Genomic DNA, 21,807 nt, shown 5'->3' with positions numbered 1-21,807 from the left:
CGATGTCACTTGACGAACAGGTGAGAAAGGAACGGCTGCAATTGCTGCTAGAACAGCTGCAAATTCCTGAGGAAGTGAAGCAAGCGCATTTTCAAGAAGGACAGATCCGCAAGCTTGTCATTTCAAAGGAAAAAAGAGCCTGGCATTTTCATATCAATTTACCGCTGATTGTTCCGTCTGCTGTTTACGAACTGTTTATGTCGCGGATGAAGCATACGTTCGAGCATATCGCGACGGTATCGTTTACCTTTCATTACGATTCGATTGTGATGGAAGAGTCGCATTGGGCTGATTACTGGCCGTTGATTGTGTCAAAGCTCTCACCGATTTCAGACGGTTTGCGTTCGATGCTGTCTCAGCAGACGCCGGGCTATGACGGCAAACGGCTTATCATTCAGGTCCGCAATGAAACGGAAGCGGTCGCTCTCAAACGTAAGCTGACAGAACCGTTGCAGCAAAGCACGCGGCTGTTAAGTTTGCCGGCGGTTCAGTTTGAGACCGATATTCGCGAATCAAAGCAGGAATTTGATAAGTTTGTTGAACAAAGGGAGCAGGAGGATCACTCGAAGGTCGTGGAGGCGATGCTTGAAAAGAAGAAGCTCGAACAGCAGGCCGAAAAAGAAATCAAAGGGAAAGCGCTTGTTCTTGGGTATCCGATTAAAGATGATCCGATTCCGCTGGAAGCGATTGTGGACGAGGAACGAAGAGTCACCGTCCAAGGCTATGTGTTTGCCGCTGAAACGCGGGAACTGCGTAGTGGCAGAACGTTGCTGACATTTAAAATCACCGATTACACCGATTCGATTCTCGTTAAGATGTTCTCGCGTGACAAAGAGGATGTGCCGCTGTTGCAGGCGGTGAAAAAAGGAATGTGGCTCAAAGTTCGGGGTGGCATTCAAAATGATACGTTTGTCCGCGATCTCGTCATGATCGCCAACGACGTTAATCAGCTGACGCCAGAGGAGCGTCAGGATACAGCACCACCTGAAGAAAAGCGGGTCGAGCTCCATCTCCATACGACGATGAGTCAGATGGACGGGGTGACCAGTGCCGGCCGCTATGTGGAACAGGCTGCAAAATGGGGCCATCCGGCAGTCGCAGTAACCGATCACGGAGTCGTTCAAGCTTTCCCGGAAGCATACTCTGCCGGAAAGAAGCATGGGATTAAAGTGCTGTTTGGCATTGAAGCGAATCTTGTTGATGATGGGGTACCGATTGCCTATAACGAAGCCCACCGCTTGTTAATGGAAGATGAATATGTTGTCTTTGACGTTGAAACAACGGGTCTATCTGCGGTGTACAACCAGATCATTGAGCTGGCGGCGGTCAAAGTGAAAAACGGTGAGATTATCGACCGGTTTGAATCGTTCGCCGACCCCCATGAGCCGCTGACAAACACGATTATTGAATTGACCGGGATCACCGATGATATGGTCAAGGGGCAGCCGGAAGTGGAAGAGGTGCTGCGCAAATTCAGAGACTTCGTCGGTGATGCGATTCTCGTGGCCCACAACGCCAGCTTCGATATGGGCTTCTTGAATGTCGGCTATCAGAAAATAGGGCTGACTGAAGCGGCCAATCCGGTCATTGATACGTTGGAATTAGGGCGCTTTCTCTATCCCGAGCTGAAAAACCACCGCTTGAACACCCTTTGTAAAAAATTCGACATCGAGCTTGTCAGCCATCACCGCGCGATCTATGATGCAGAAGCAACCGGCTACCTGCTTTGGAAAATGGTCAAGGATGCCCATGCGAAAGAGATCTATTACCATGATGAGCTGAATGACAACATGGGGCAGGGGAACTTCCACCGCCAGCGTCCGTCTCACTGCATTTTGCTGGCACAAACCCAGGAAGGGCTAAAAAACCTGTATAAGCTCGTCTCGATGTCTCACGTCGATTATTTCTTCCGGACGCCACGGATTCCGCGCTCGCAGCTGCAAAAGCATCGTAACGGGCTGCTCGTAGGCTCAGGCTGTGACAAAGGTGAAGTGTTTGAAGCGATGATGCAGAAGTCGCCGGATGAGGTCGAACAAATCGCCCGCTTCTATGATTACTTTGAGATTCAGCCGCTGGCAACCTATCAGCATTTAATTGAAAAAGAGCTCGTGAAAAGTGAAACGGCGCTCGAGGAAATCGTGAAAAACATCGTCGAGCTTGGCAAAAAGCTTGAAAAGCCGGTCGTAGCGTCAGGAAATGCTCACTACTTGCAAGAAGAGGATTACATTTATCGTAAAATCCTGATCGCCTCGCAGGGCGGTGCGAATCCGTTAAATAAGCAAACATTGCCGCCGGTTCATTTCCGTACGACGAATGAGATGCTTGATGCTTTTGCCTTTTTAGGCGAGGAGATGGCCAAGGAAGTCGTCGTGACGAATACGCAGCATATTGCTTCTTTAATCGAAGAAATTCACCCGATTCCGGACGAGCTTTACACGCCGAAAATCGAAGGCGCTGATGAAGAAATCCGGCAGATGAGCTATGAACGGGCGCGCAGCATTTACGGCGAAAACCTGCCGGAAATCGTTGAGGCGAGAATCGAAAAAGAACTGAAGAGCATTATCGGTCATGGATTTGCCGTCATTTATCTCATTTCTCATAAACTTGTAAAGAAATCGTTGATAGACGGCTACTTAGTAGGGTCGCGGGGTTCAGTCGGCTCCTCGCTCGTCGCGACGATGACGGAAATTACCGAGGTTAATCCGCTGCCGCCGCATTATGTTTGCCCGAACTGTCATCATTCTCACTTTTTTGATGACGGCTCGGTCGGCTCCGGCTTCGATTTACCAGATAAGGAATGCCCGGAATGCGGCACGCCTTATATTAAAGATGGGCAGGATATCCCGTTTGAAACCTTCCTTGGCTTCAAAGGAGACAAAGTACCGGATATCGATTTAAACTTCTCCGGTGAATATCAGCCGCGCGCCCATCATTATACAAAGGAATTATTCGGTGAGGAGTTTGTCTATCGTGCCGGGACGATCGGTACCGTTGCTGAAAAAACAGCCTACGGCTACGTCAAAGGCTATCAGGGGGATCATGATCTCCATATGCGTGGAGCCGAGATTGACCGGCTTGTCGCCGGCTGCACCGGGGTGAAACGGACGACCGGTCAGCATCCGGGGGGGATCATCGTTGTACCGGACTATATGGATATTCATGATTTCTGCCCGATTCAATATCCGGCCGACGATAAAAACTCCGAGTGGAAGACGACGCACTTTGATTTCCATTCGATTCATGATAATTTGCTGAAGCTTGATATTCTCGGGCACGATGATCCGACGGTCATTCGGATGCTGCAGGATTTAAGCGGGATTGATCCGAAGACGATCCCGACCGACGACCCGGAAGTGATGAAAATTTTCAGCGGTCCTGAAGTGCTTGGCGTGACCGAGGAACAAATTATGTGCAAAACCGGAACGCTCGGTATTCCTGAATTCGGAACGCGGTTTGTCCGCCAGATGCTTGAGGAAACGAAGCCGAGCACGTTTTCAGAGCTCGTGCAAATTTCCGGCCTGTCGCACGGTACCGACGTCTGGCTCAATAACGCCAACGAGCTCATTTACAATGGGACATGCGAATTGAAGGATGTGATCGGCTGCCGGGATGATATTATGGTTTACTTGATTTACAAAGGGCTTGAACCTTCACTCGCTTTTAAAATTATGGAGTTTGTCCGGAAAGGCAAAGGGCTTCAGCCTGAGTGGATCGAGGAAATGAAGAAGCACGATGTTCCTGACTGGTACATCGGATCCTGCCTGAAAATCAAATATATGTTTCCAAAGGCGCATGCTGCCGCCTACGTCCTGATGGCAGTGCGGATCGCCTACTTTAAAGTCCATCACCCGATTCTTTATTACGCTTCTTATTTTACCGTACGCGCTGATGATTTTGATTTGGATACGATGATCAAGGGGTCAACCGCGATCCGGGCGAAAATGGAAGAGATTAACGCCAAGGGGCTTGACGCAGCGCCGAAGGAAAAAGCGGTTCTTACCGTGCTTGAGCTGGCGCTCGAAATGACAGAGAGAGGTTTTTCCTTCCAAAAGGTCGACCTTTACCGCTCGAGTGCGACCGAGTTCCAGGTAGAGGGGGACACGCTCTTGCCGCCGTTTAATGCGATGACCGGCGTTGGAACGAATGCAGCCTTGAACATCGTCAAAGCGCGGGAAGATGGCGAGTTTCTCTCGAAGGAAGATTTGCAGCAGCGCAGCAAGCTGACAAAAACCGTACTGGAGCACTTGGATGAACACGGCTGCCTCGAAGGAATGCCGGAGTCCAATCAGCTGTCGCTGTTTTAACAAAACGACTGGCTTTGTCCCATAAAGGAGATTTGCAAAGCCTGTGAGAATATGGTATTGTATGTATGGTAATACTTAGAATACGTGATGCTCAAAGAGTGGGGAAACCCACTCTTTCGTTGTTGTTTCATCAAAGCACTAATAGATGTTCCAGTATACAGCCATTATCGATGCAGCAAGGAGGGTACAGGTTGAGTAAGAAAGTAACTGAGCTAGTAAGCGAGATGACGTTGCCGATTGTTGAGGAGCTGAATCTAGAGCTTGTCGAGGTTGAATTCAAGAAAGAAGGACCGAACTGGTTTCTGCGCGTCTTTATTGATTCAGATACAGGCGTTGATTTGGAAGATTGCGGACAGGTGAGTGAGCGACTAAGTGAAAAGCTTGACGAGCTTGATCCGATCGATCAAGCTTATTTTCTTGAGGTTTCCTCGCCCGGCGCCGAACGACCGCTTAAAAATGAAAAGGACATCATGAAGGCGATCGGCAAAGCGGTTCATGTGACAACCTATGAACCGATTGACGGCGAGAAAATGTTTGAAGGCACATTGACGAGCTTTGATGGAGAACAGCTTGAAATCAGTGTCAAAATCAAGACAAGAACAAAGACATTCACCGTTCCTTACAATAAAGTGGCAAAAGCCAGATTAGCCGTCATTTTGTAGGAAAGAGGAAGAGTAGTGACGACTGATTGTTACGGCTTCGCATGTCACGTCTAAGAAACCGCCCGGCGGTTTCCTATAAAAAGAGCCAATTTTGAAAGGGGGAAGCATAATCCATGAACAGCGATTTTATGGATGCATTAGCAACTTTAGAAAGGGAGAAGGGGATCCAAAAAGAGGTGATTATCGAAGCGATCGAAGCGGCGCTAATTTCCGGCTATAAGCGCAATTTTAATCAGGTCCAGAACGTTCGTGTCGACGTGAACCGCGATACGGGCACGATCCGCGTATTTGCACGGAAAACCGTCGTCGAAGAAGTGTTCGATGCAAGACTCGAAATTTCCCTTGATGAAGCAAAGAAAATCAATCCGAATTATGAGGTCGATGACGTCGTTGAGATTGAAGTGACGCCGAAGGATTTTGGACGGATTGCTGCGCAAACAGCAAAGCAGGTTGTAACGCAGCGGGTTCGTGAGGCGGAGCGTGGAATTATTTATTCTGATTTTATTGATCGTGAAGAGGATATTATGACGGGAATTGTTCAAAGGCAGGATCATCGCTTTATTTATGTCGATCTTGGCAAGGTGGAGGCGTTGTTGCCGTTAAATGAGCAAATGCCGAATGAAACCTACAAGCATAATGACCGGATCAAAGCATATATTACGAAAGTCGAAAAAACGACGAAGGGTCCGCAAATTTTAATCTCCCGCACCCATCCAGGCTTGTTAAAGCGCTTATTTGAGCTTGAAGTGCCGGAAATTTACGATGGAACGGTTGAGATAAAGTCGGTTTCACGGGAAGCCGGTGACCGGTCAAAGATTGCCGTTCATGCTGATAATCCCGAGGTCGATCCGGTTGGCGCCTGTGTCGGGCCGCGCGGTCAGCGTGTCCAGACGATTGTCAATGAATTAAAAGGGGAAAAGATTGATATTGTCCGCTGGTCTGAAAACCCGGTTGAATATGTCGCCAATTCGTTAAGCCCGTCAAAGGTGCTGAAAGTCAAAGTGAACGAAGAGGATAAAATGACCCAGGTGATCGTACCTGATTACCAGCTGTCACTGGCGATCGGCAAGCGCGGACAGAACGCCCGCCTAGCGGCAAAGCTCTCCGGCTGGAAGATCGATATTAAAAGTGAATCGGATGCGAAAGAGCTGGGAATCTTTGATGATGAAGGATTTGTGACAGTTGAAGAGCAGGAAGCGTCCAATCAGGATCACAGCTTTACCGCGATAGAAAGCAACGAGCAAGAGTAAGAAGGGAGATGGAGCCGTTGAATAAGCGCAAAGTTCCTCTTCGAAAATGTGTCGTAACAAATGAGATGAAGCCAAAGCAAGAACTTATCCGGATTGTCCGATCGCCCGAAGGAGTCGTATCCGTCGACCCTACAGGGAAGAAGAACGGCCGTGGCGCCTACATTAGCAACAGCGAGGAAGTGTTTGAGCTGGCTAAGAAAAAGGATGTCCTCTCAAGACATTTGCAGACAAAGGTAAGTCCGGAGATTTATGATCAGCTTAAAGAAGCAAGTAAGCGGGGAACGAAATGAGCCAGCCGCCGTGGGTTGCCTTTTTAGGGCTTGCCGCGAGGGCGCGCAAACTCGTAACAGGGGAAGAGCTTGTATTGAAAGAAGTGAGGAGAGGGTCAGTGCGATTGATTCTTCTCTCAGCTGATGCCGCAGAACAGACAAAGAAAAAAGTATTGGACAAATGCAGTTACTACAATGTCCCGGTTCGTCTCGTCGCTGACCGTGAGACGTTAGGACAAGCAATCGGTAAAGCAGAAAGAGTCGTCATTGCTCTTACGGACGAAGGCTTTGCGAAAAAAATGACTGCGCTATTGGACCAATGATTCTGGAGGAATGTATATATGAGGAAGATGCGAATATATGAATATGCGAAAGAACATAATGCAACAAGCAAAGGAATTATCGACAAATTAAAGCAGGCCGGGATTGAAGTCTCAAACCATATGTCGGTGCTTGATGAACAGATGGTCAAAGTACTGGAAGGAAAGGGTTCAAATGGAGGAGGCGGAGAACGCGCCAATGAGCCGGCAAAAGAGAGCCGTCCTTCCACGCCGCCTAAGAAAAAAGAAAACGCACGTCCGCAGCATCAAGGCGGACAAAACCGGAAAGGCGGCCCGAAAAAGCCGAATCAATCCCGCTCTAAGCAGCAGCAAAGACCGCAGCGCCAGGAGCCGCCTAAAGCGAAGCCACTTCCGGAAAAAATCACCTTTGTTGAATCGCTGACGGTTGGCGAATTGGCGAAGAAGCTTCATAGAGAACCATCGGAGATTATTAAGAAGCTAATGGGACTCGGCGTGATGGCGACGATCAACCAGGAGCTGGATAAAGATACGATTGAATTAATCGGGACGGATTACGGTGTTGAAGTAGAGGAAGAAATTGTTATCGATAAGACGGATATCGAAAATTATGTAGACGAAGATAAAGAGGAAGACTTAAAAGAGCGTCCTCCTGTTGTGACGATCATGGGTCATGTCGATCACGGGAAAACGACGTTGCTTGATTCGATTCGTCATACGAAAGTAACCGAAGGAGAAGCCGGGGGGATCACTCAGCATATCGGGGCGTATCAAATCGACGCAAATGGAAAGAAAATCACGTTCCTTGATACACCGGGGCACGCCGCCTTCACAACGATGCGCGCGCGCGGTGCGCAAGTAACTGACATTACAATACTCGTCGTCGCCGCTGATGATGGTGTCATGCCACAGACGAAAGAAGCAATCAGCCACGCCAAGGCTGCCGGAGTACCGATTATCGTCGCTGTTAACAAAATTGATAAAGAAGCGGCCAACCCTGACCGTGTCATGCAGGAGTTAACCGAGTTTGAACTCGTTCCGGAAGCATGGGGCGGCGATACGATTTTTGTCAATGTTTCAGCGCTCGATGGAACGGGAATTGACGAATTAATTGAAATGATTCAGCTTGTCGCTGAAGTCGAAGAATTAAAGGCGAATCCGAATAAGCTCGCTTCGGGAACCGTTATTGAAGCGGAGCTCGATAAAGGACGCGGGGCCGTTGCGACCTTGCTCGTCCAAAGCGGAACGCTTAAAGTCGGTGATCCGATTGTCGTCGGGGCGACGTTCGGTCGTGTCCGGGCGATGGTCAATGATCTTGGCCGCCGTGTGAAGGAAGTCGGACCATCAACGCCGGTTGAAATTACCGGTTTAAGTGATGTGCCTCAGGCGGGTGACCAGTTCCGGGCGTTTGCTGATGAAAAGACAGCGCGTCACATCGGGGAAGCACGGATGTCGAAGCATCGTGAAGCGAACTTGGCGAAGACGTCACGCGTGAGCCTCGATGATTTATTTGATCAAATCCAGCAAGGTGATGTCAAAGAAATCAACGTCATCATTAAAGCGGACGTCCAAGGTTCCGTTGAAGCGATGCGCGGCTCGCTCGAAAAGATCGAGGTTGAAGGCGTGAAAATCAACGTCATTCATACCGGTGTCGGGGCGATTACCGAATATGACGTGATGCTCGCTTCAGCGTCCAATGCGATTGTGATCGGCTTTAATGTTCGTCCTGATGTCAACGCGAAACGGACGGCCGACGCCGAAAAGGTCGATATTCGTCTGCACCGCGTGATCTATAACGCGATTGACGAAATTGAAGCGGCGATGAAAGGTCTGCTTGATCCTGAATTCGAAGAAAAAGTCATTGGGCAGGTCGAAGTGAGAACAACCTTTAAAGTATCGAAGGTTGGAACGATCGCCGGCGCCTATGTAACAGATGGAAAAATCACAAGAGACTCTACCGTGCGCTTAATTCGTGACGGCATCGTCATTTATGAAGGAGCGATCAATGCGCTGAAACGCTTTAAGGATGATGCTAAAGAGGTTTCCGCCGGGTATGAATGCGGAATTACCCTTGAGAATTATAATGATGTCAAAGAAGGCGACATTATAGAAGCATACGTTATGGAAGAGATTGAACGGAAATAATGATTGGTGCAGTGCGTTGTGAACTGTTGATTTATGACGTCCAATCACTCAAACAAAAACGTTCGGTCTTAAAAAGCATCCAGACGAGATTAAAGCAGCGGTATAACCTTTCCGTAGCTGAGACAGCCTATTATGACAGTTGGCAGCGTGCGGAGTTGACGCTGGTGACTGTCGCAAATGACCGGGTTGTCTGTGAACGGGAACTGCAGCGGGCGCTTACCCTCATTGATGGTCAGCCAGAGGCAGAACGTACGATTACCGAATATGAATGGCTATAGTGAAAAGAGCAGAGGTGATAGGGTATGAGTAATGTTCGTGCACACCGTGTTGGTGAACAAATGAAAAAAGAATTAAGTGATATTATTATGCGGGAGCTTAAGGATCCTCGCGTCAGCTTTGTAACGGTGACGGGAGTCGATGTGACAGGCGACCTTCAACAGGCGAAGGTGTATATTACGGTTCTTGGGAGCGAGGAGCAGAAAGCAGCGACGCTTCAAGGCTTGTCGAAAGCAAAAGGATTTATCCGCTCAGAAATCGGCAAACGGATCCGCCTGCGGAAAACACCCGAGCTGACCTTCGAATTTGATGAATCGATTGAATACGGCAACCGGATTGAAACATTGCTGCAGGATTTAAATAAAGGTGATCGGTAAGAAAAGCAGGAAACAGATGAATGACAAAACCGAGGCCGCTGAAAAAGTAAAAATCGTCCTTTTTCAGCAGCTTCATGACAACCAGGGCTGTTTCAGAAGGGAAAACTCCTTTTGACACAGCCCCTCCTTTTGTTGGTCAAACAGAGAAGAAAAAGGGGGACACGTTGAATGAACGGTCCAAGCGGAATTTTAATTTTACATAAGCCAAGAGGAATGACTTCGCATGACTGTGTCGCAAAAATCAGAAGGCTGCTCCACACGAAAAAAGTCGGTCACACCGGCACGCTCGATCCGGATGTGAATGGGGTGCTGCCAATTTGTATCGGCACGGCGACAAAGGTTGTTGAGTATATGTCCGATCACTCGAAAGTATACGAAGGAGAAGTAACGCTTGGCAGGGCGACGACGACGGAAGACAAAAGTGGCGAAACAGTCGCTGAAAAGGCGGTCACGGAAAGATGGTCGAAGGCTGAGCTTGAGGACGTTCTCCGTTCGTTTGAAGGCATCATTACCCAGGTGCCGCCAATGTATTCCGCTGTGAAGGTCAATGGACGCAAGCTGTACGAATATGCCCGGAAAAATCAGCACGTTGAACGGCCAAAGCGCGAGGTTACGATTCATTCGTTAGAGCTTTTATCAGATGTGAGCTATACCGAAACGACTGCGGCGTTTTCCTTCAGAGTTCACTGCAGCAAAGGAACGTATGTCCGGACGCTTGCTGTTAATATCGGCGAGCGGCTTGGCTATCCGGCCCATATGACCGCGCTTGTCCGCACGGCTGCCGGTCCTTATTCTCTTGAGCAAAGCCTGACGTTTGCCGAGCTTGAACTAAAACAGGAAACTGATCAGCTTGAGGACGTTCTTTTGCCGTTTGAGTCGGCGCTGGCACAGTTTCCCGCCTGCACGGTCGATCGCCAAACTGAACAGCAGATCAAAAATGGAGCTGTTCTGCCGGCGGAGAAAGGATTAGATCAAAACCGGTTTACCGTTTATAATGAAGATGGAGAATGTTTAGCTGTTTATCAGCAGCATCCGACAAAAGCCGGTTTGATTAAGCCTGAGAAAATGTTTTGGACAGGCTCATAACGTTTGAAATCGTGTAGGGAAAAGAGGATTCATATGGATACTATTTATTTACATCACCCAATTGAAGCTTCTACTTTGAAGTTGCAGCCAACCGTCATGGCATTAGGCTATTTTGATGGCGTGCATCGTGGACATCAGCAGGTGATGGCGAAAGCGAAGGAGGTCGCGCACGATTTAGGGGTTACGACTTCGGTCATGACCTTTCATCCTCATCCGCAAGAAGTATTGCGCAAGCCGAAAACGCCGCTGAAATACATAACACCTTTACCGGATAAAGTGGAGCGGATCGAAAGCCTCGGCATTGATACGCTCTATGTCGTGCAGTTCACCGAGGAATTTGCCCGCTTAACGCCGCAGCAGTTTGTCGATCACTATTTAATTGCCCTTGATGTTGTTCATGTTGTCGCCGGCTTTGACTTTACTTACGGGTCATTAGGAAAAGGGACGATGGAAACATTGCCTTTTCACGCCCGTGACAGGTTCAGCTATACGATCGTCGACAAATTTGAAGAGAATCAGCAAAAGGTGAGCTCGACCGTGATCCGGGAGCTGTTGGCCGAAGGGCGCGTGCAGGATGTGCCGCTTTATCTCGGGATGCCTTACACGGTAAAAGGTCAGGTCGTCGACGGGGAAAAGCGCGGCCGGATGATCGGTTTTCCAACGGCGAATGTCGCGCTCGGCGAGCGGTACCTTCTGCCGCAAAATGGCGTTTACGCCGTTACGATGCGCACGGCCGATCAGCTGTTTGAAGGAGTGTGCAACATTGGGGTGAAACCGACATTTCATCAGGAAGGAGCGGCAGAGCCCACAATTGAAGTCCATCTGTTTGATTTTTCCGGTGATCTTTATGGAGCGCATGTCGAAGTAGAATTTCACCTTTTTATCCGCCCAGAGCAAAAGTTTGCCGGTGTCGAGGCTCTCGTTTCGCAAATAAAAAAAGACAAGCAGCAGGCAATTGATTACTTTCGCCATAACAGCTCTTGATTTCAGCGTAAAAAAAGAGTATAGTGATAATTGTACTTTTATGTACAGATCCTGTCCTTGGCAAAACGAGTCACCGACGTTTGCTCGGGATGAGGAGATTATAATAAAGGAGGTGGATTGGATGGCATTAACACAAGAGCGTAAGAACGAACTAATTGCTGAGTTCAAAACGCATGATACGGACACTGGTTCTCCAGAGGTTCAAGTAGCTATCCTAACTGAGCAAATCAACACATTAAATGAGCATTTACGTACTCACAAGAAGGATCATCACTCACGTCGTGGTCTTCTTAAAATGGTTGGTCAGCGTCGTAACCTGTTAACATACCTGCGTAATAAGGATGTTACTCGTTACCGTAATCTTGTTGATAAGCTTGGCTTACGCCGATAATCATGAAGAAAGCGGGAGTTTTCCCGCTTTTTTCTTGATTTCAAAAGATTGGAAAACAAACATATTTCAGCCAAATTATGTCTGTTTATAACGCAGAGGGCGGTTATTGCCTATTTCTTCTTTTATTTTCGTCCGAAATAGGGAATAATACATGATAGATGAATGAATATTGGTGTACGAGAGGAGTACGCGTAATGGAACAAACGAAACACGAATTTAAAATGGATTGGGCTGGTCGCGAGCTAACGGTAGAAACGGGGCAGTTGGCCAAACAGGCAAACGGGGCCGTTCTAATCAGATATGGTGATACAGCCGTGTTGTCGACAGCAACAGCTTCAAAGGAACCAAAGGACCTTCCGTTCTTTCCGCTGACAGTGAATTATGAAGAGCGTTTGTATGCAGCCGGAAAAATTCCGGGAGGCTTTATTAAACGTGAAGGACGTCCGAGTGAAAAGGCGATTTTGGCGAGCCGTCTGATCGACCGCCCGATTCGTCCGTTATTCCCTGACGGCTTCCGTAATGAGGTGCAGGTAATTAGTATCGTCATGAGTGTCGATCAAAATTGTTCGTCTGAAATGGCGGCAATGGTCGGCTCATCTTTGGCATTATCTATTTCAGATATTCCGTTCGGAGGACCGATTGCCGGTGTGACGGTTGGACGTCTTGATGGAGATTTCGTCATTAACCCAACGACTGAGCAGCTCGATAAAAGCGATATCAATCTTGTCGTCGCGGGAACGAAGGACGCCATCAATATGGTTGAAGCCGGCGCCGATGAAGTACCTGAAGAAGTGATGCTTGAAGCGATCATGTACGGTCACGAGGAAATCAAGAAAATCATCGCCTTCCAGGAAGAGATCATCGCAGCAGTCGGTAAGGAAAAATCGGAGATCAAGCTGAAGCAGGTCGACGCGGAGCTTGACCAGGAGATTCGTCAGCTGGCGGAAGCGAAGCTGAAGGAAGCGGTTCAAGTGCCGGAAAAGCACGCGCGCGCCGAAGCGATTGATGCGGTAATGAAGGAAACGCTCGCCGTATTCGAAGAGCGTGAAGAAGTCGCAAAAAGCGACGTTGAAGAAGTGCTGAATAAAATTGTCAAAGAAGAGGTCCGCCGTTTGATTACGGTCGAAAAGATCCGTCCGGACGGCCGGAAAGTTGACGAGATTCGTCCGTTGGCTTCACAGGTGCATTTACTGCCGCGGACGCACGGTTCAGGCTTGTTCACACGCGGTCAAACGCAGGCGCTCAGCATTTGTACATTAGGCGCATTAGGTGACGTGCAAATTCTTGACGGCTTGGGAATCGAAGAATCGAAGCGCTTTATGCACCACTATAATTTCCCGCAATTCAGCGTCGGTGAGACAGGTCCGATTCGTGCTCCGGGTCGCCGGGAAATTGGACATGGTGCTCTTGGAGAACGGGCGTTGGAGCCGGTTATTCCGAATGAAAATGAATTTCCGTATACCGTTCGCCTCGTCTCTGAAGTTCTTGAGTCAAACGGCTCAACGTCACAGGCCAGTATCTGTGCGAGTACATTGGCGATGATGGATGCCGGTGTGCCGATTAAAGCGCCGGTTGCCGGAATTGCGATGGGACTTGTCAAGCAAGGGGACCATGTATCCGTTCTAACCGATATTCAAGGAATGGAAGATGCGCTCGGCGACATGGACTTTAAAGTAGCTGGAACGAGAGATGGCGTAACAGCGCTGCAGATGGACATTAAAATCGATGGGATTAACCGCGCTATTTTGGAAGAAGCGCTTGCTCAGGCGAAGCGGGGCCGGATGATTATTCTTGATAACATGCTTGAAGCGATTGCGGAATCGCGCAAAGAGCTGTCTGAGTACGCTCCTAAGATTATGACGATGCGAATCAATCCTGACAAGATTCGCGACGTGATTGGACCAAGCGGAAAGATTATTAATAAAATTATCGAAGAAACCGGCGTGAAAATTGACATTGAGCAGGATGGAACCGTCTATATTTCTTCGATCGATATGCAGATGAATGAAAAGGCCCGCGCGATTATCGAAGATATTGTCCGCGAAGTGGAAGTCGGACAAACCTACCTCGGAAAAGTAAAGCGGATTGAGAAGTTTGGCGCGTTCGTCGAGCTCTTTAAAGGGAAGGACGGGCTTGTGCATATTTCCCAACTGGCGGAAGAGCGCGTCAATAAAGTCGAAGATGTCGTGAAGATCGGCGATGAAATTCTCGTTCGTGTTACGGAGATTGACAATCAGGGCCGAGTGAATCTTTCTCGGAAAGTCATTCTCAAGGAAGAGAAAGAGCGCCAGGAACAAGCGCAAAAATAATGGTTGAAGCTGGCTGTGAAGCTCATGCCGGTGATCGCTTCGGGGGTGCATCTTTTGATGTGCCCCCTAGGCATGAACCCGTACTATCTACTACATAAATTTTCTTCTAACCTGTCCGACTCATGCATAAAATGGCATGAGAGGAGGGCTGAAGTGATGAAGAAAAAGCTCGTTCATGTGTGTGTATTCTTTTTCATAGTTGTGTTATCGATCGGGGCCGTCCAAAACCCCTTTTCGCTTCATTATATTGGAGAGCTGAAAGATGACAGTCAAATGGTCATAAAGCAGCAGGATCCTCTCTATGAAGAAATTGCTGCCCGGGCCGAGGAATACAGGGAAGCGGCGATTGATGCGCGGATTGACCGAGTGTGGAAGGCGGTGCCCGGCTATAACGGCCGTGAAGTGGATATTGATGCTTCCTTTGATAAAATGAAAAAGCTGGGAAGCTTTGCCGAAGAAAGGCTGATTTACCGTGAAACGAGTCCGAGTGTCCATTTAGAGGATTTACCGCCAGCCGGTATTTATAGAGGAAACGAGCAAAAACCGATGATCACATTTTTAGTCAATGTGGCGTGGGGAAATGAATACTTGCCGGAAATCGTCAAAGTGCTAAACAAGTATGATCTGAAGACGACTTTTTTTCTCGACGGTTCATGGGTCAAGAAGAATCCGAGCCTGGCAATGATGCTCGTGGAGGAAGGCCATGAGATTGGCAATCATGCTTACTCTCATCCAGATATGAATACGCTGACCGCAGCAAGGATTGAGGAAGAAATAAGCAGAACGAACGAAGTGATTGAAGCAACGCTCGATTTAACACCGGAGTGGTTCGCTCCGCCAAGCGGAAGCTATAATCAAACTGTTGTCGAGCAGGCGGCCAAGCATGGGATGAAAACGATTCTCTGGTCTGTTGATACCGTTGACTGGCGCAAGCCGGATCCAAATGAAATGGTCAATCGTGTCCTTTCTAAGCTCCATAATGGGGCGATGATTTTGATGCATCCGACAGAGCCGACAGCAGCCGGTCTGGAAGCATTAATTAAAGGGATTCAGGCAGAGGGCTATCGCATTGGCCCTGTATCTGAATTGCTTTCTGAAAAACGGGTAATGTTACAAACAGCGCTTGATTAGGTATAGGGGGATGAAGATTGATAAATAGAATTGAACTAGATAATGGTGTCCGCATTTTAGCAGAGCAAATTCCGACTGTCCGTTCCATTTCGATCGGCATCTGGATTGGCACGGGCTCACGTTTTGAACAAAAGCAGGAAAACGGCATCTCGCATTTCCTTGAGCATATGTTTTTTAAAGGGACGACATCCCGCAGCGCGGCGGAAATTGCGGAATCGTTCGATCGGATTGGCGGACAGGTCAATGCGTTCACCTCAAAGGAATATACGTGCTACTATGCAAAGGTTCTTGACGAACACGCCGGGTACGCTGTCGATATTCTCGCCGATATGTTCTTCCATTCGGTGTTTGATGAAGAAGAGCTGAAGAAAGAAAAAAATGTCGTTTTTGAAGAAATCAAAATGGTTGATGACACCCCGGATGATATCGTCCATGACTTGCTAAGTGAAGCGAGCTACGGAAAGCATCCGCTCGGCCTGCCGATTTTAGGAACGGTCGAGACGTTGCAAACGTTCACGAGTGAAACGCTCCGTGATTATATTGAGCGCTTTTATACGGGGAGCAATGTCGTCGTCTCGATTGCCGGCAATGTGACCGCGGACGTGATTGAGCAATTAAAGAGCGTCTTCTCAAAAGTAAAGCCTTCAACGAACACGTTCAAGCTAGAGGCTCCTGCTTTCTTTTCTGAAACACTCGTTCGCAAAAAAGAGACAGAACAAGCTCATCTTTGTTTGGGCTATCCTGGGCTTGCCGTCGGCAGCACGGATATTTATGCGCTCGTTCTGTTAAACAATTTGCTTGGCGGCAGCATGAGCAGTCGTCTGTTTCAGGAGATTCGGGAGAAGCGCGGCCTTTGCTATTCCGTCTTTTCTTATCATTCCTCCTATCAGGACAGCGGCATGCTGACGGTCTATGCCGGAACGGCTCACCAGCAGCTTGAGGATCTGACATCAGCTCTGCTGGAGACGACAGGGCAGCTCGCGGAAGAAGGAATCACGGAAAAAGAATTGCAAAATGGCAAGGAACAGCTGAAGGGCAGCCTGATGCTCAGCCTTGAAAGCACGAACAGCCGCATGAGCCGAAACGGCAAAAATGAGCTGCTGCTGCGCAAGCACCGCACGCTCGATGATATGCTTGCAGAGATTAACGGGGTCACGTTAAGCCAGGTTAATTCCCTGGCCGGGCAAATTTTGAAGGAAAAACCGTCGATTTCCTTAATTAACAGCACAGGAAAGCTGCCGGGCAATCTGCAATAGAAAGAAAGGGAAAGGCTGCCACCTTTCATAAACAGACTCGAGCTTGAGACAAACTAGCTTTGTGGCGGTTCCGCACCTTGCTTAAGGGCTGGGCAAAAGGTAAAGGCAACCTTCTGTCCCTGCCTCTATGTATTATAGTGGCAATGAAGGAAGGGGCTGTGTCAAAATTTTGGCACGCCCCTTCTTTTTTTATGAATCGCCACATACCTATGTAGAAAAGCTGTACGAAGGGAGTGTGTCGAATGCGACTAAGCGAGATCAGCAGCAAAGAAATTATTGATTACCAAAAAGGAGAGCGCCTTGGAATTTTAGGACAGACCGATTTGCTAATCAATGAACAAACAGGAGAGATCGAAGCCTTTATTATTCCGACGATGAAATGGTTCGGACTCGGCAAGAAGGACCGGGAAGTTACCGTGCACTGGCAGCAAATAAAAAAGATCGGCGAGGATATGATCATCATTGATTTAGACGAGTAGTAAGCATAGACCTCTCTCGCAGCCTCATCAGCTCACGTCTGAAAGGGAGGAATTCACGGTGTGTCAAACAGGCAAGCCGCTCCTTTTGACACACCATATACAAGCACTCCCTGCATTGCGCTTGTCTGAAAAAGAGAACCAGCTTCTTTTTCAGACAAGCTTTTTTTGTGCGCAAAGGGAAGACACGATGGCGAAAAGCCGGACGAGCCTTCGTAGTCCGCCAGCTCCGGTAACCAGCTTCGTTATCTCCCAATCTTTTTCCTTGTTTTCGGCTGCTCTGTTTGCTGCATCTCGTCAGCGCTTTTTCGTAACTCGAAGAAGAGTAATGGCTCCGCGCTCGTTACTAAAAAGCTTCAGCCTCTTCGTGGTCAACGGCTTTTTCAAGCGGAAAGGTATTCACCCTTCTCCGCCGTGCCACATAAACTATGGTTGAATGTTCAAATGGGGTCTAAAGGGAAGGGAGTCGCAGAAAGGAGAACAAGTGCACATGCTAACAGATAAACATATCGTCGTGATCGGCGGGGATGCCCGGCAGCTGGAAATTATTCGCAAACTGTCGACCTTAGATGCCAAAATTACACTCGTCGGCTTCGATCAGCTTAATGACGGTTTTATCGGAGCCTCAAAGCAGACGATGAATGAAGTCGATTGGAGTACAGTTGATGCTATTTTTCTGCCGATAAGCGGAATGAGCATGGAAGGAAAAGTGGATACGATTTTTTCAGATGAAACGATTGAATTGACTGGAGAGCAGTTGAAAGAAACGCCGGATCATTGCGTCGTTTATTCAGGGATTACAAACAGCCGGCTCGACAGCTGTGTAAACGAGGCAAATCGCCAGCTTGTGCTCTTAATGGACCGGGATGATATTGCTATTTATAATTCAATTCCTACAGCCGAAGGCGCGGTCATGATGGCGATTCAGCATATGGAAATTACGATTCACGGGGCGGAAGTGGCGGTTCTCGGCCTCGGGCGCGTCGGGATGACGGTCGCCAGAACGTTTGACGCGCTAGGAGCGAATGTATCTGTCGGCGCGAGAGAATCACGGGATATCGCCCGGATTACCGAAATGGGGTTGAAGCCATTTTATATCGAGGACATCAAAACAGCGCTGCGAACCGTTGATCTTTGCATTAATACAATACCCGCACCCGTACTTACGGCAAATGTCCTGGCAGAGATGCCGCTGCACGCTTTCATTATCGATTTAGCCAGCAAGCCCGGCGGCACGGATTTTCGCTATGCCGAAAAAAGAGGAATGAAAGCATTGCTTGCACCGGGGCTGCCTGGCATCGTCGCCCCGAAAACGGCCGGGCAAATTCTCGCTGACGTGCTGACTGTCCTGCTAGAAGGATAAGGAGCAGAGGCGGTTTCAAATGCGAGGGAGGGCGTCGCACGTCACTTCAAAGAAAACTGCGCAGCGGTTTTCTTATTTCATAGAGGAGGAGAAGAGATGAGCTTAAAAGGAAAACACATCGGCTTTGGGTTAACGGGATCTCACTGCACCTATGACGCGGTTATGCCGGAAATGGAGAAATTGGTTCAGCTCGGAGCAAAGGTGACGCCATTTGTTTCCTACACGGTGCAAACAACAGATACAAAGTTTGGCGACAGCGCCGATTGGCTGAAGCGGATTCAGGAAATTACAAGCGAGCCGATTGTTGATTCAATCGTCAAGGCGGAGCCTTTTGGCCCGGCGACGCCGCTTGACTGCATGGTTATCGCGCCGATCACCGGCAATTCGACGAGCAAGTTGGCGAACGCGCTAACCGACTCACCTGTATTAATGGGAGCAAAGGCGACATTGCGAACCGGCAGTCCGGTTGTACTCGGCATTTCAACAAACGACGCGCTCGGTCTAAACGGGGTTAACGTGATGAAGCTAATGGCGACGAAGAACATTTACTTTATTCCATTTGGCCAGGATGACCCGATCAAAAAACCAAACTCGTTAGTCGCCAGAATGGAAGCATTAGTGGACACGGTCGAGGCTGCAATCGCTGGCAAGCAACTTCAACCGGTTCTCGTGGAAAAATTCAGAGATTAACGGATACGTGCTGTTGCACAAAAGCAATATTTCCCTTAAAGTTTAATAGAGGAAACGAACAGGTCAGGATATGATATAATCAATCCATCCTCTCGTCGTTAACACTTAAACTGTAGAGAATTTGGAAGGGAGATTACGAGAATCATGACAACAGCGAATTATCACGTGGCCGTGGTCGGAGCAACGGGCGCAGTCGGACAACAAATGCTCAAAACATTAGAGGAGCGCCAATTTCCAATTGCAAGCTTAAAGCTTTTATCATCAAAACGGTCTGCAGGAAAGAAAGTAACCTTTAAAGGGGAAGAATATACAGTGGAAGAGGCAACGCCTGAAGCGTTTGAAGGGGTGCAGGTCGCCTTGTTCAGTGCGGGCGGCTCTGTCTCCAAAGCGCTGGCGCCGGAAGCTGTTAAGCGCGGGGCCATTGTGGTCGACAATACGAGTGCGTTTCGGATGGATCCGACTGTACCGCTTGTCGTACCGGAAGTAAACGAAGCGGATTTAAAGGATCATAACGGAATCATTGCCAATCCGAACTGCTCAACGATTCAAATGGTTGTCGCACTTGAACCGATCCGTGAAAAATACGGGTTGAAAAAAGTCATCGTCTCCACGTATCAGGCAGTATCCGGAGCGGGACTTGAAGCGATTGAAGAAATGAAGCAGCAAACAAGGGATATCCTTGACGGGAAGGAATTCACCCCGCAAATCCTGCCGGTTGGCGGCGATAAAAAGCATTATCAGATTGCTTTTAACGCGGTACCGCAAATCGATTTATTCCAGGATAATGGCTATACATTTGAAGAAATGAAAATGATAAATGAGACGAAAAAAATCATGCATATGGCTAACCTTGAAGTCGCCGCGACATGCGTGCGCCTCCCTGTTGAAACAGGGCATTCTGAATCAGTTTATATTGAGACGGAGCAAGGCGGGGCGTCGGTACAAGAGCTGAAAGATCTGCTTGCCCAAGCGCCTGGGATCACGTTACAGGATGATCCGGCTAATCAAATCTATCCGCTTGCTTCAGAATGCGTTGGCAAAAATGATGTGTTTGTCGGTCGGATTCGTCATGACCTGAATCGCGATAACGGGTATCATATGTGGATTGTGTCTGATAACTTATTAAAGGGTGCGGCCTGGAATTCCGTGCAAATTGCGGAAAGTCTCGTGAAATTAGGTCTTCTGTCTTAATCGCCTAACAGGTGGATCCGTTCCTTCCTACTCTCGTTTTAGGAGACAGGGGAGGAGCACCCTTTTAATCTGCGTGGAGAAAAAGAAGGTGTCCGATGAAAATTATTGTACAGAAATTCGGTGGTACGTCCGTTCGTAATGAGGAAAGCAGACAGCAGGCAGCTGCTCATGTCCAAAAAACGGTCGAGGAAGGCTATAAGGTCGTCGTTGTCGTCTCGGCGATGGGACGGCTTGGGGAACCTTATGCGACCGACACGTTGCTTAGCTTAATTGAGCCTGAACACTTGACGAAGCGCGAGCAGGATCTGCTCGTCTCAACTGGTGAAATGATTTCAGCAGTCGTGTTTTCGAATTTACTTAACAGCCGAAGTCTGTCCGCTGTTGCCTTGACCGGCGCACAGGCCGGCTTTCGGACGAACAATGATTTTACCCAGGCAAAAATTATCGAAATGAGCTGCGAGAGAGTCAAGGAAGAGCTTGCCGCGCATGATGTCGTCGTCGTTGCCGGCTTTCAAGGGCAGTCGGAAGCAGGTGAAATGACGACGCTCGGCCGGGGAGGCAGCGATACGTCGGCAACGGCATTGGGGGCTGCCCTTCAGGCTGAATGGGTTGATATTTTCACCGATGTCGAAGGGGTGATGACCGCCGACCCGCGGATCGTTAAGGATGCACGGCCGCTTGAAACGATGACCTATAATGAGATTTGCAATATGGCCTATCAAGGAGCGAAAGTGATTCATCCGCGTGCGGTTGAAATTGCGATGCAGGCGAAGCTGCCGATCCATATCCGCTCGACCTATTCAGACAGCCGCGGCACATTAGTGACGATGGAGGCGGGTCAGCCGAAGGATGTTCATGAACGGTTGATCACCGGGATTGCCCACGTCGCCAATGTGACACAGATTAAGGTCACGGCAAAGGAAGGGCAATACGACTTGCAGGAGAAAGTGTTCAAAGCGATGGCCCAGCAAAAAATCAGCGTTGATTTTATTAATATTAATCCTCATGCAGTCGTCTACACGGTGATGGAACAGGTTGCCGACAAAGCGATTGCCGTTTTGAATGAGCTTGGTTTTGAGCCGGAAGTCAACCGTCATTGTGCGAAAGTATCGGCTGTCGGAGCAGGGATGACAGGGGTGCCGGGGGTGACAGCGAAAATCGTTAGCGCTTTATCACAGCAAAATATCCAAATTCTCCAGTCAGCTGATTCTCATACAACGATTTGGGTTCTCGTGAAGGAGGAGGATATGAGTAAAGCTGTTAATGCACTCCATCATATGTTTCATCTTGATCAATTAGGGCAACAGCAAGGATAACACGTCGGAGAATTCCCTAAAGAAGGAGCTGG

At 48.6% G+C, this 21,807-nt stretch carries 19 protein-coding genes; all 19 read left to right on the top strand.

Annotated elements, in window-relative coordinates; translation table 11 throughout:
• Positions 1–2 precede the first annotated feature (2 nt).
• The 19 genes from ABMB67_RS05365 to dapG all read left to right on the top strand — a co-directional run bounded on the left by ABMB67_RS05365 (position 3) and on the right by dapG (position 21,775).
• On the top strand, positions 3–4,304 hold the full coding sequence (locus ABMB67_RS05365) for a PolC-type DNA polymerase III (RefSeq protein WP_251222047.1): 4,302 nt from the start codon (positions 3–5) through the stop codon (positions 4,302–4,304).
• Positions 4,305–4,495: 191 nt separating this feature from the next.
• On the top strand, positions 4,496–4,966 hold the full coding sequence (gene rimP, locus ABMB67_RS05360) for a ribosome maturation factor RimP (protein WP_251222048.1): 471 nt from the start codon (positions 4,496–4,498) through the stop codon (positions 4,964–4,966).
• 113 nt (positions 4,967–5,079) lie between these two features.
• Entirely contained in the window at positions 5,080–6,216 is a 1,137-nt protein-coding gene (gene nusA, locus ABMB67_RS05355) for a transcription termination factor NusA (protein ID WP_251222049.1), read from the top strand.
• 17 nt (positions 6,217–6,233) lie between these two features.
• Positions 6,234–6,506 carry an RNase P modulator RnpM gene (rnpM, locus tag ABMB67_RS05350; protein WP_251192184.1) on the top strand — a complete coding sequence of 91 codons (273 nt, stop codon included), beginning with the start codon at positions 6,234–6,236 and terminating at the stop codon, positions 6,504–6,506.
• On the top strand, positions 6,503–6,808 hold the full coding sequence (locus tag ABMB67_RS05345; protein WP_354571344.1) for a YlxQ family RNA-binding protein: 306 nt from the start codon (positions 6,503–6,505) through the stop codon (positions 6,806–6,808). Before rnpM ends, ABMB67_RS05345 begins: the two co-directional genes overlap by 4 nt.
• Positions 6,809–6,826: 18 nt before the next feature.
• The gene (gene infB / locus ABMB67_RS05340) at positions 6,827–8,929 is read left to right on the top strand and encodes a translation initiation factor IF-2 (protein WP_354571343.1); all 2,103 of its coding nucleotides are present in this window, start codon (positions 6,827–6,829) and stop codon (positions 8,927–8,929) included.
• The gene (locus ABMB67_RS05335) at positions 8,929–9,207 is read left to right on the top strand and encodes a DUF503 domain-containing protein (RefSeq protein ID WP_251222052.1); all 279 of its coding nucleotides are present in this window, start codon (positions 8,929–8,931) and stop codon (positions 9,205–9,207) included. Before infB ends, ABMB67_RS05335 begins: the two co-directional genes overlap by 1 nt.
• A 24-nt stretch (positions 9,208–9,231) precedes the next feature.
• Entirely contained in the window at positions 9,232–9,582 is a 351-nt protein-coding gene (gene rbfA, locus ABMB67_RS05330) for a 30S ribosome-binding factor RbfA (RefSeq protein ID WP_251222053.1), read from the top strand.
• A 168-nt stretch (positions 9,583–9,750) separates the two neighbouring features.
• Complete coding sequence (gene truB, locus ABMB67_RS05325; protein ID WP_354571342.1) at positions 9,751–10,668, top strand: tRNA pseudouridine(55) synthase TruB; 918 nt, start codon at positions 9,751–9,753, stop codon at positions 10,666–10,668.
• A gap of 33 nt (positions 10,669–10,701) precedes the next feature.
• Positions 10,702–11,652, top strand: coding sequence for a bifunctional riboflavin kinase/FAD synthetase (gene ribF / locus ABMB67_RS05320; protein WP_354571341.1), 951 nt, complete (start codon positions 10,702–10,704; stop codon positions 11,650–11,652).
• A 121-nt stretch (positions 11,653–11,773) separates the two neighbouring features.
• Positions 11,774–12,043 carry a 30S ribosomal protein S15 gene (rpsO, locus tag ABMB67_RS05315; RefSeq protein WP_012959342.1) on the top strand — a complete coding sequence of 90 codons (270 nt, stop codon included), beginning with the start codon at positions 11,774–11,776 and terminating at the stop codon, positions 12,041–12,043.
• A 194-nt stretch (positions 12,044–12,237) separates the two neighbouring features.
• The gene (pnp, locus tag ABMB67_RS05310; protein ID WP_251222056.1) at positions 12,238–14,352 is read left to right on the top strand and encodes a polyribonucleotide nucleotidyltransferase; all 2,115 of its coding nucleotides are present in this window, start codon (positions 12,238–12,240) and stop codon (positions 14,350–14,352) included.
• A gap of 156 nt (positions 14,353–14,508) precedes the next feature.
• Positions 14,509–15,483, top strand: coding sequence for a polysaccharide deacetylase family protein (locus ABMB67_RS05305; RefSeq protein WP_251222238.1), 975 nt, complete (start codon positions 14,509–14,511; stop codon positions 15,481–15,483).
• A gap of 17 nt (positions 15,484–15,500) precedes the next feature.
• Positions 15,501–16,739, top strand: coding sequence for a M16 family metallopeptidase (locus ABMB67_RS05300; protein WP_354571340.1), 1,239 nt, complete (start codon positions 15,501–15,503; stop codon positions 16,737–16,739).
• Between the two features lie 242 nt (positions 16,740–16,981).
• Positions 16,982–17,218 carry a YlmC/YmxH family sporulation protein gene (locus tag ABMB67_RS05295; protein WP_251222058.1) on the top strand — a complete coding sequence of 79 codons (237 nt, stop codon included), beginning with the start codon at positions 16,982–16,984 and terminating at the stop codon, positions 17,216–17,218.
• A gap of 487 nt (positions 17,219–17,705) precedes the next feature.
• Positions 17,706–18,578, top strand: a complete 873-nt coding sequence (dpaA, locus tag ABMB67_RS05290; RefSeq protein ID WP_354571339.1) for a dipicolinic acid synthetase subunit A — start codon at positions 17,706–17,708, stop codon at positions 18,576–18,578.
• Between the two features lie 96 nt (positions 18,579–18,674).
• Positions 18,675–19,268 (top strand): dipicolinate synthase subunit B, encoded by a 594-nt coding sequence (gene dpaB / locus ABMB67_RS05285; RefSeq protein WP_251222060.1) that lies wholly within the window; start codon positions 18,675–18,677, stop codon positions 19,266–19,268.
• A gap of 144 nt (positions 19,269–19,412) precedes the next feature.
• The gene (gene asd, locus ABMB67_RS05280) at positions 19,413–20,459 is read left to right on the top strand and encodes an aspartate-semialdehyde dehydrogenase (protein WP_251222061.1); all 1,047 of its coding nucleotides are present in this window, start codon (positions 19,413–19,415) and stop codon (positions 20,457–20,459) included.
• Positions 20,460–20,554: 95 nt separating this feature from the next.
• Positions 20,555–21,775: an aspartate kinase gene (gene dapG, locus ABMB67_RS05275; protein ID WP_251222062.1), complete on the top strand. Its 1,221-nt coding sequence runs from the start codon at positions 20,555–20,557 to the stop codon at positions 21,773–21,775.
• Positions 21,776–21,807: the final 32 nt, after the last annotated feature.

Source organism: Halalkalibacter oceani, assembly GCF_040544555.1.
GTDB classification, from domain to species: domain Bacteria; phylum Bacillota; class Bacilli; order Bacillales; family Bacillaceae_D; genus Halalkalibacter; species Halalkalibacter oceani.
This window is presented reverse-complemented; position numbering and strand designations above follow the sequence as displayed.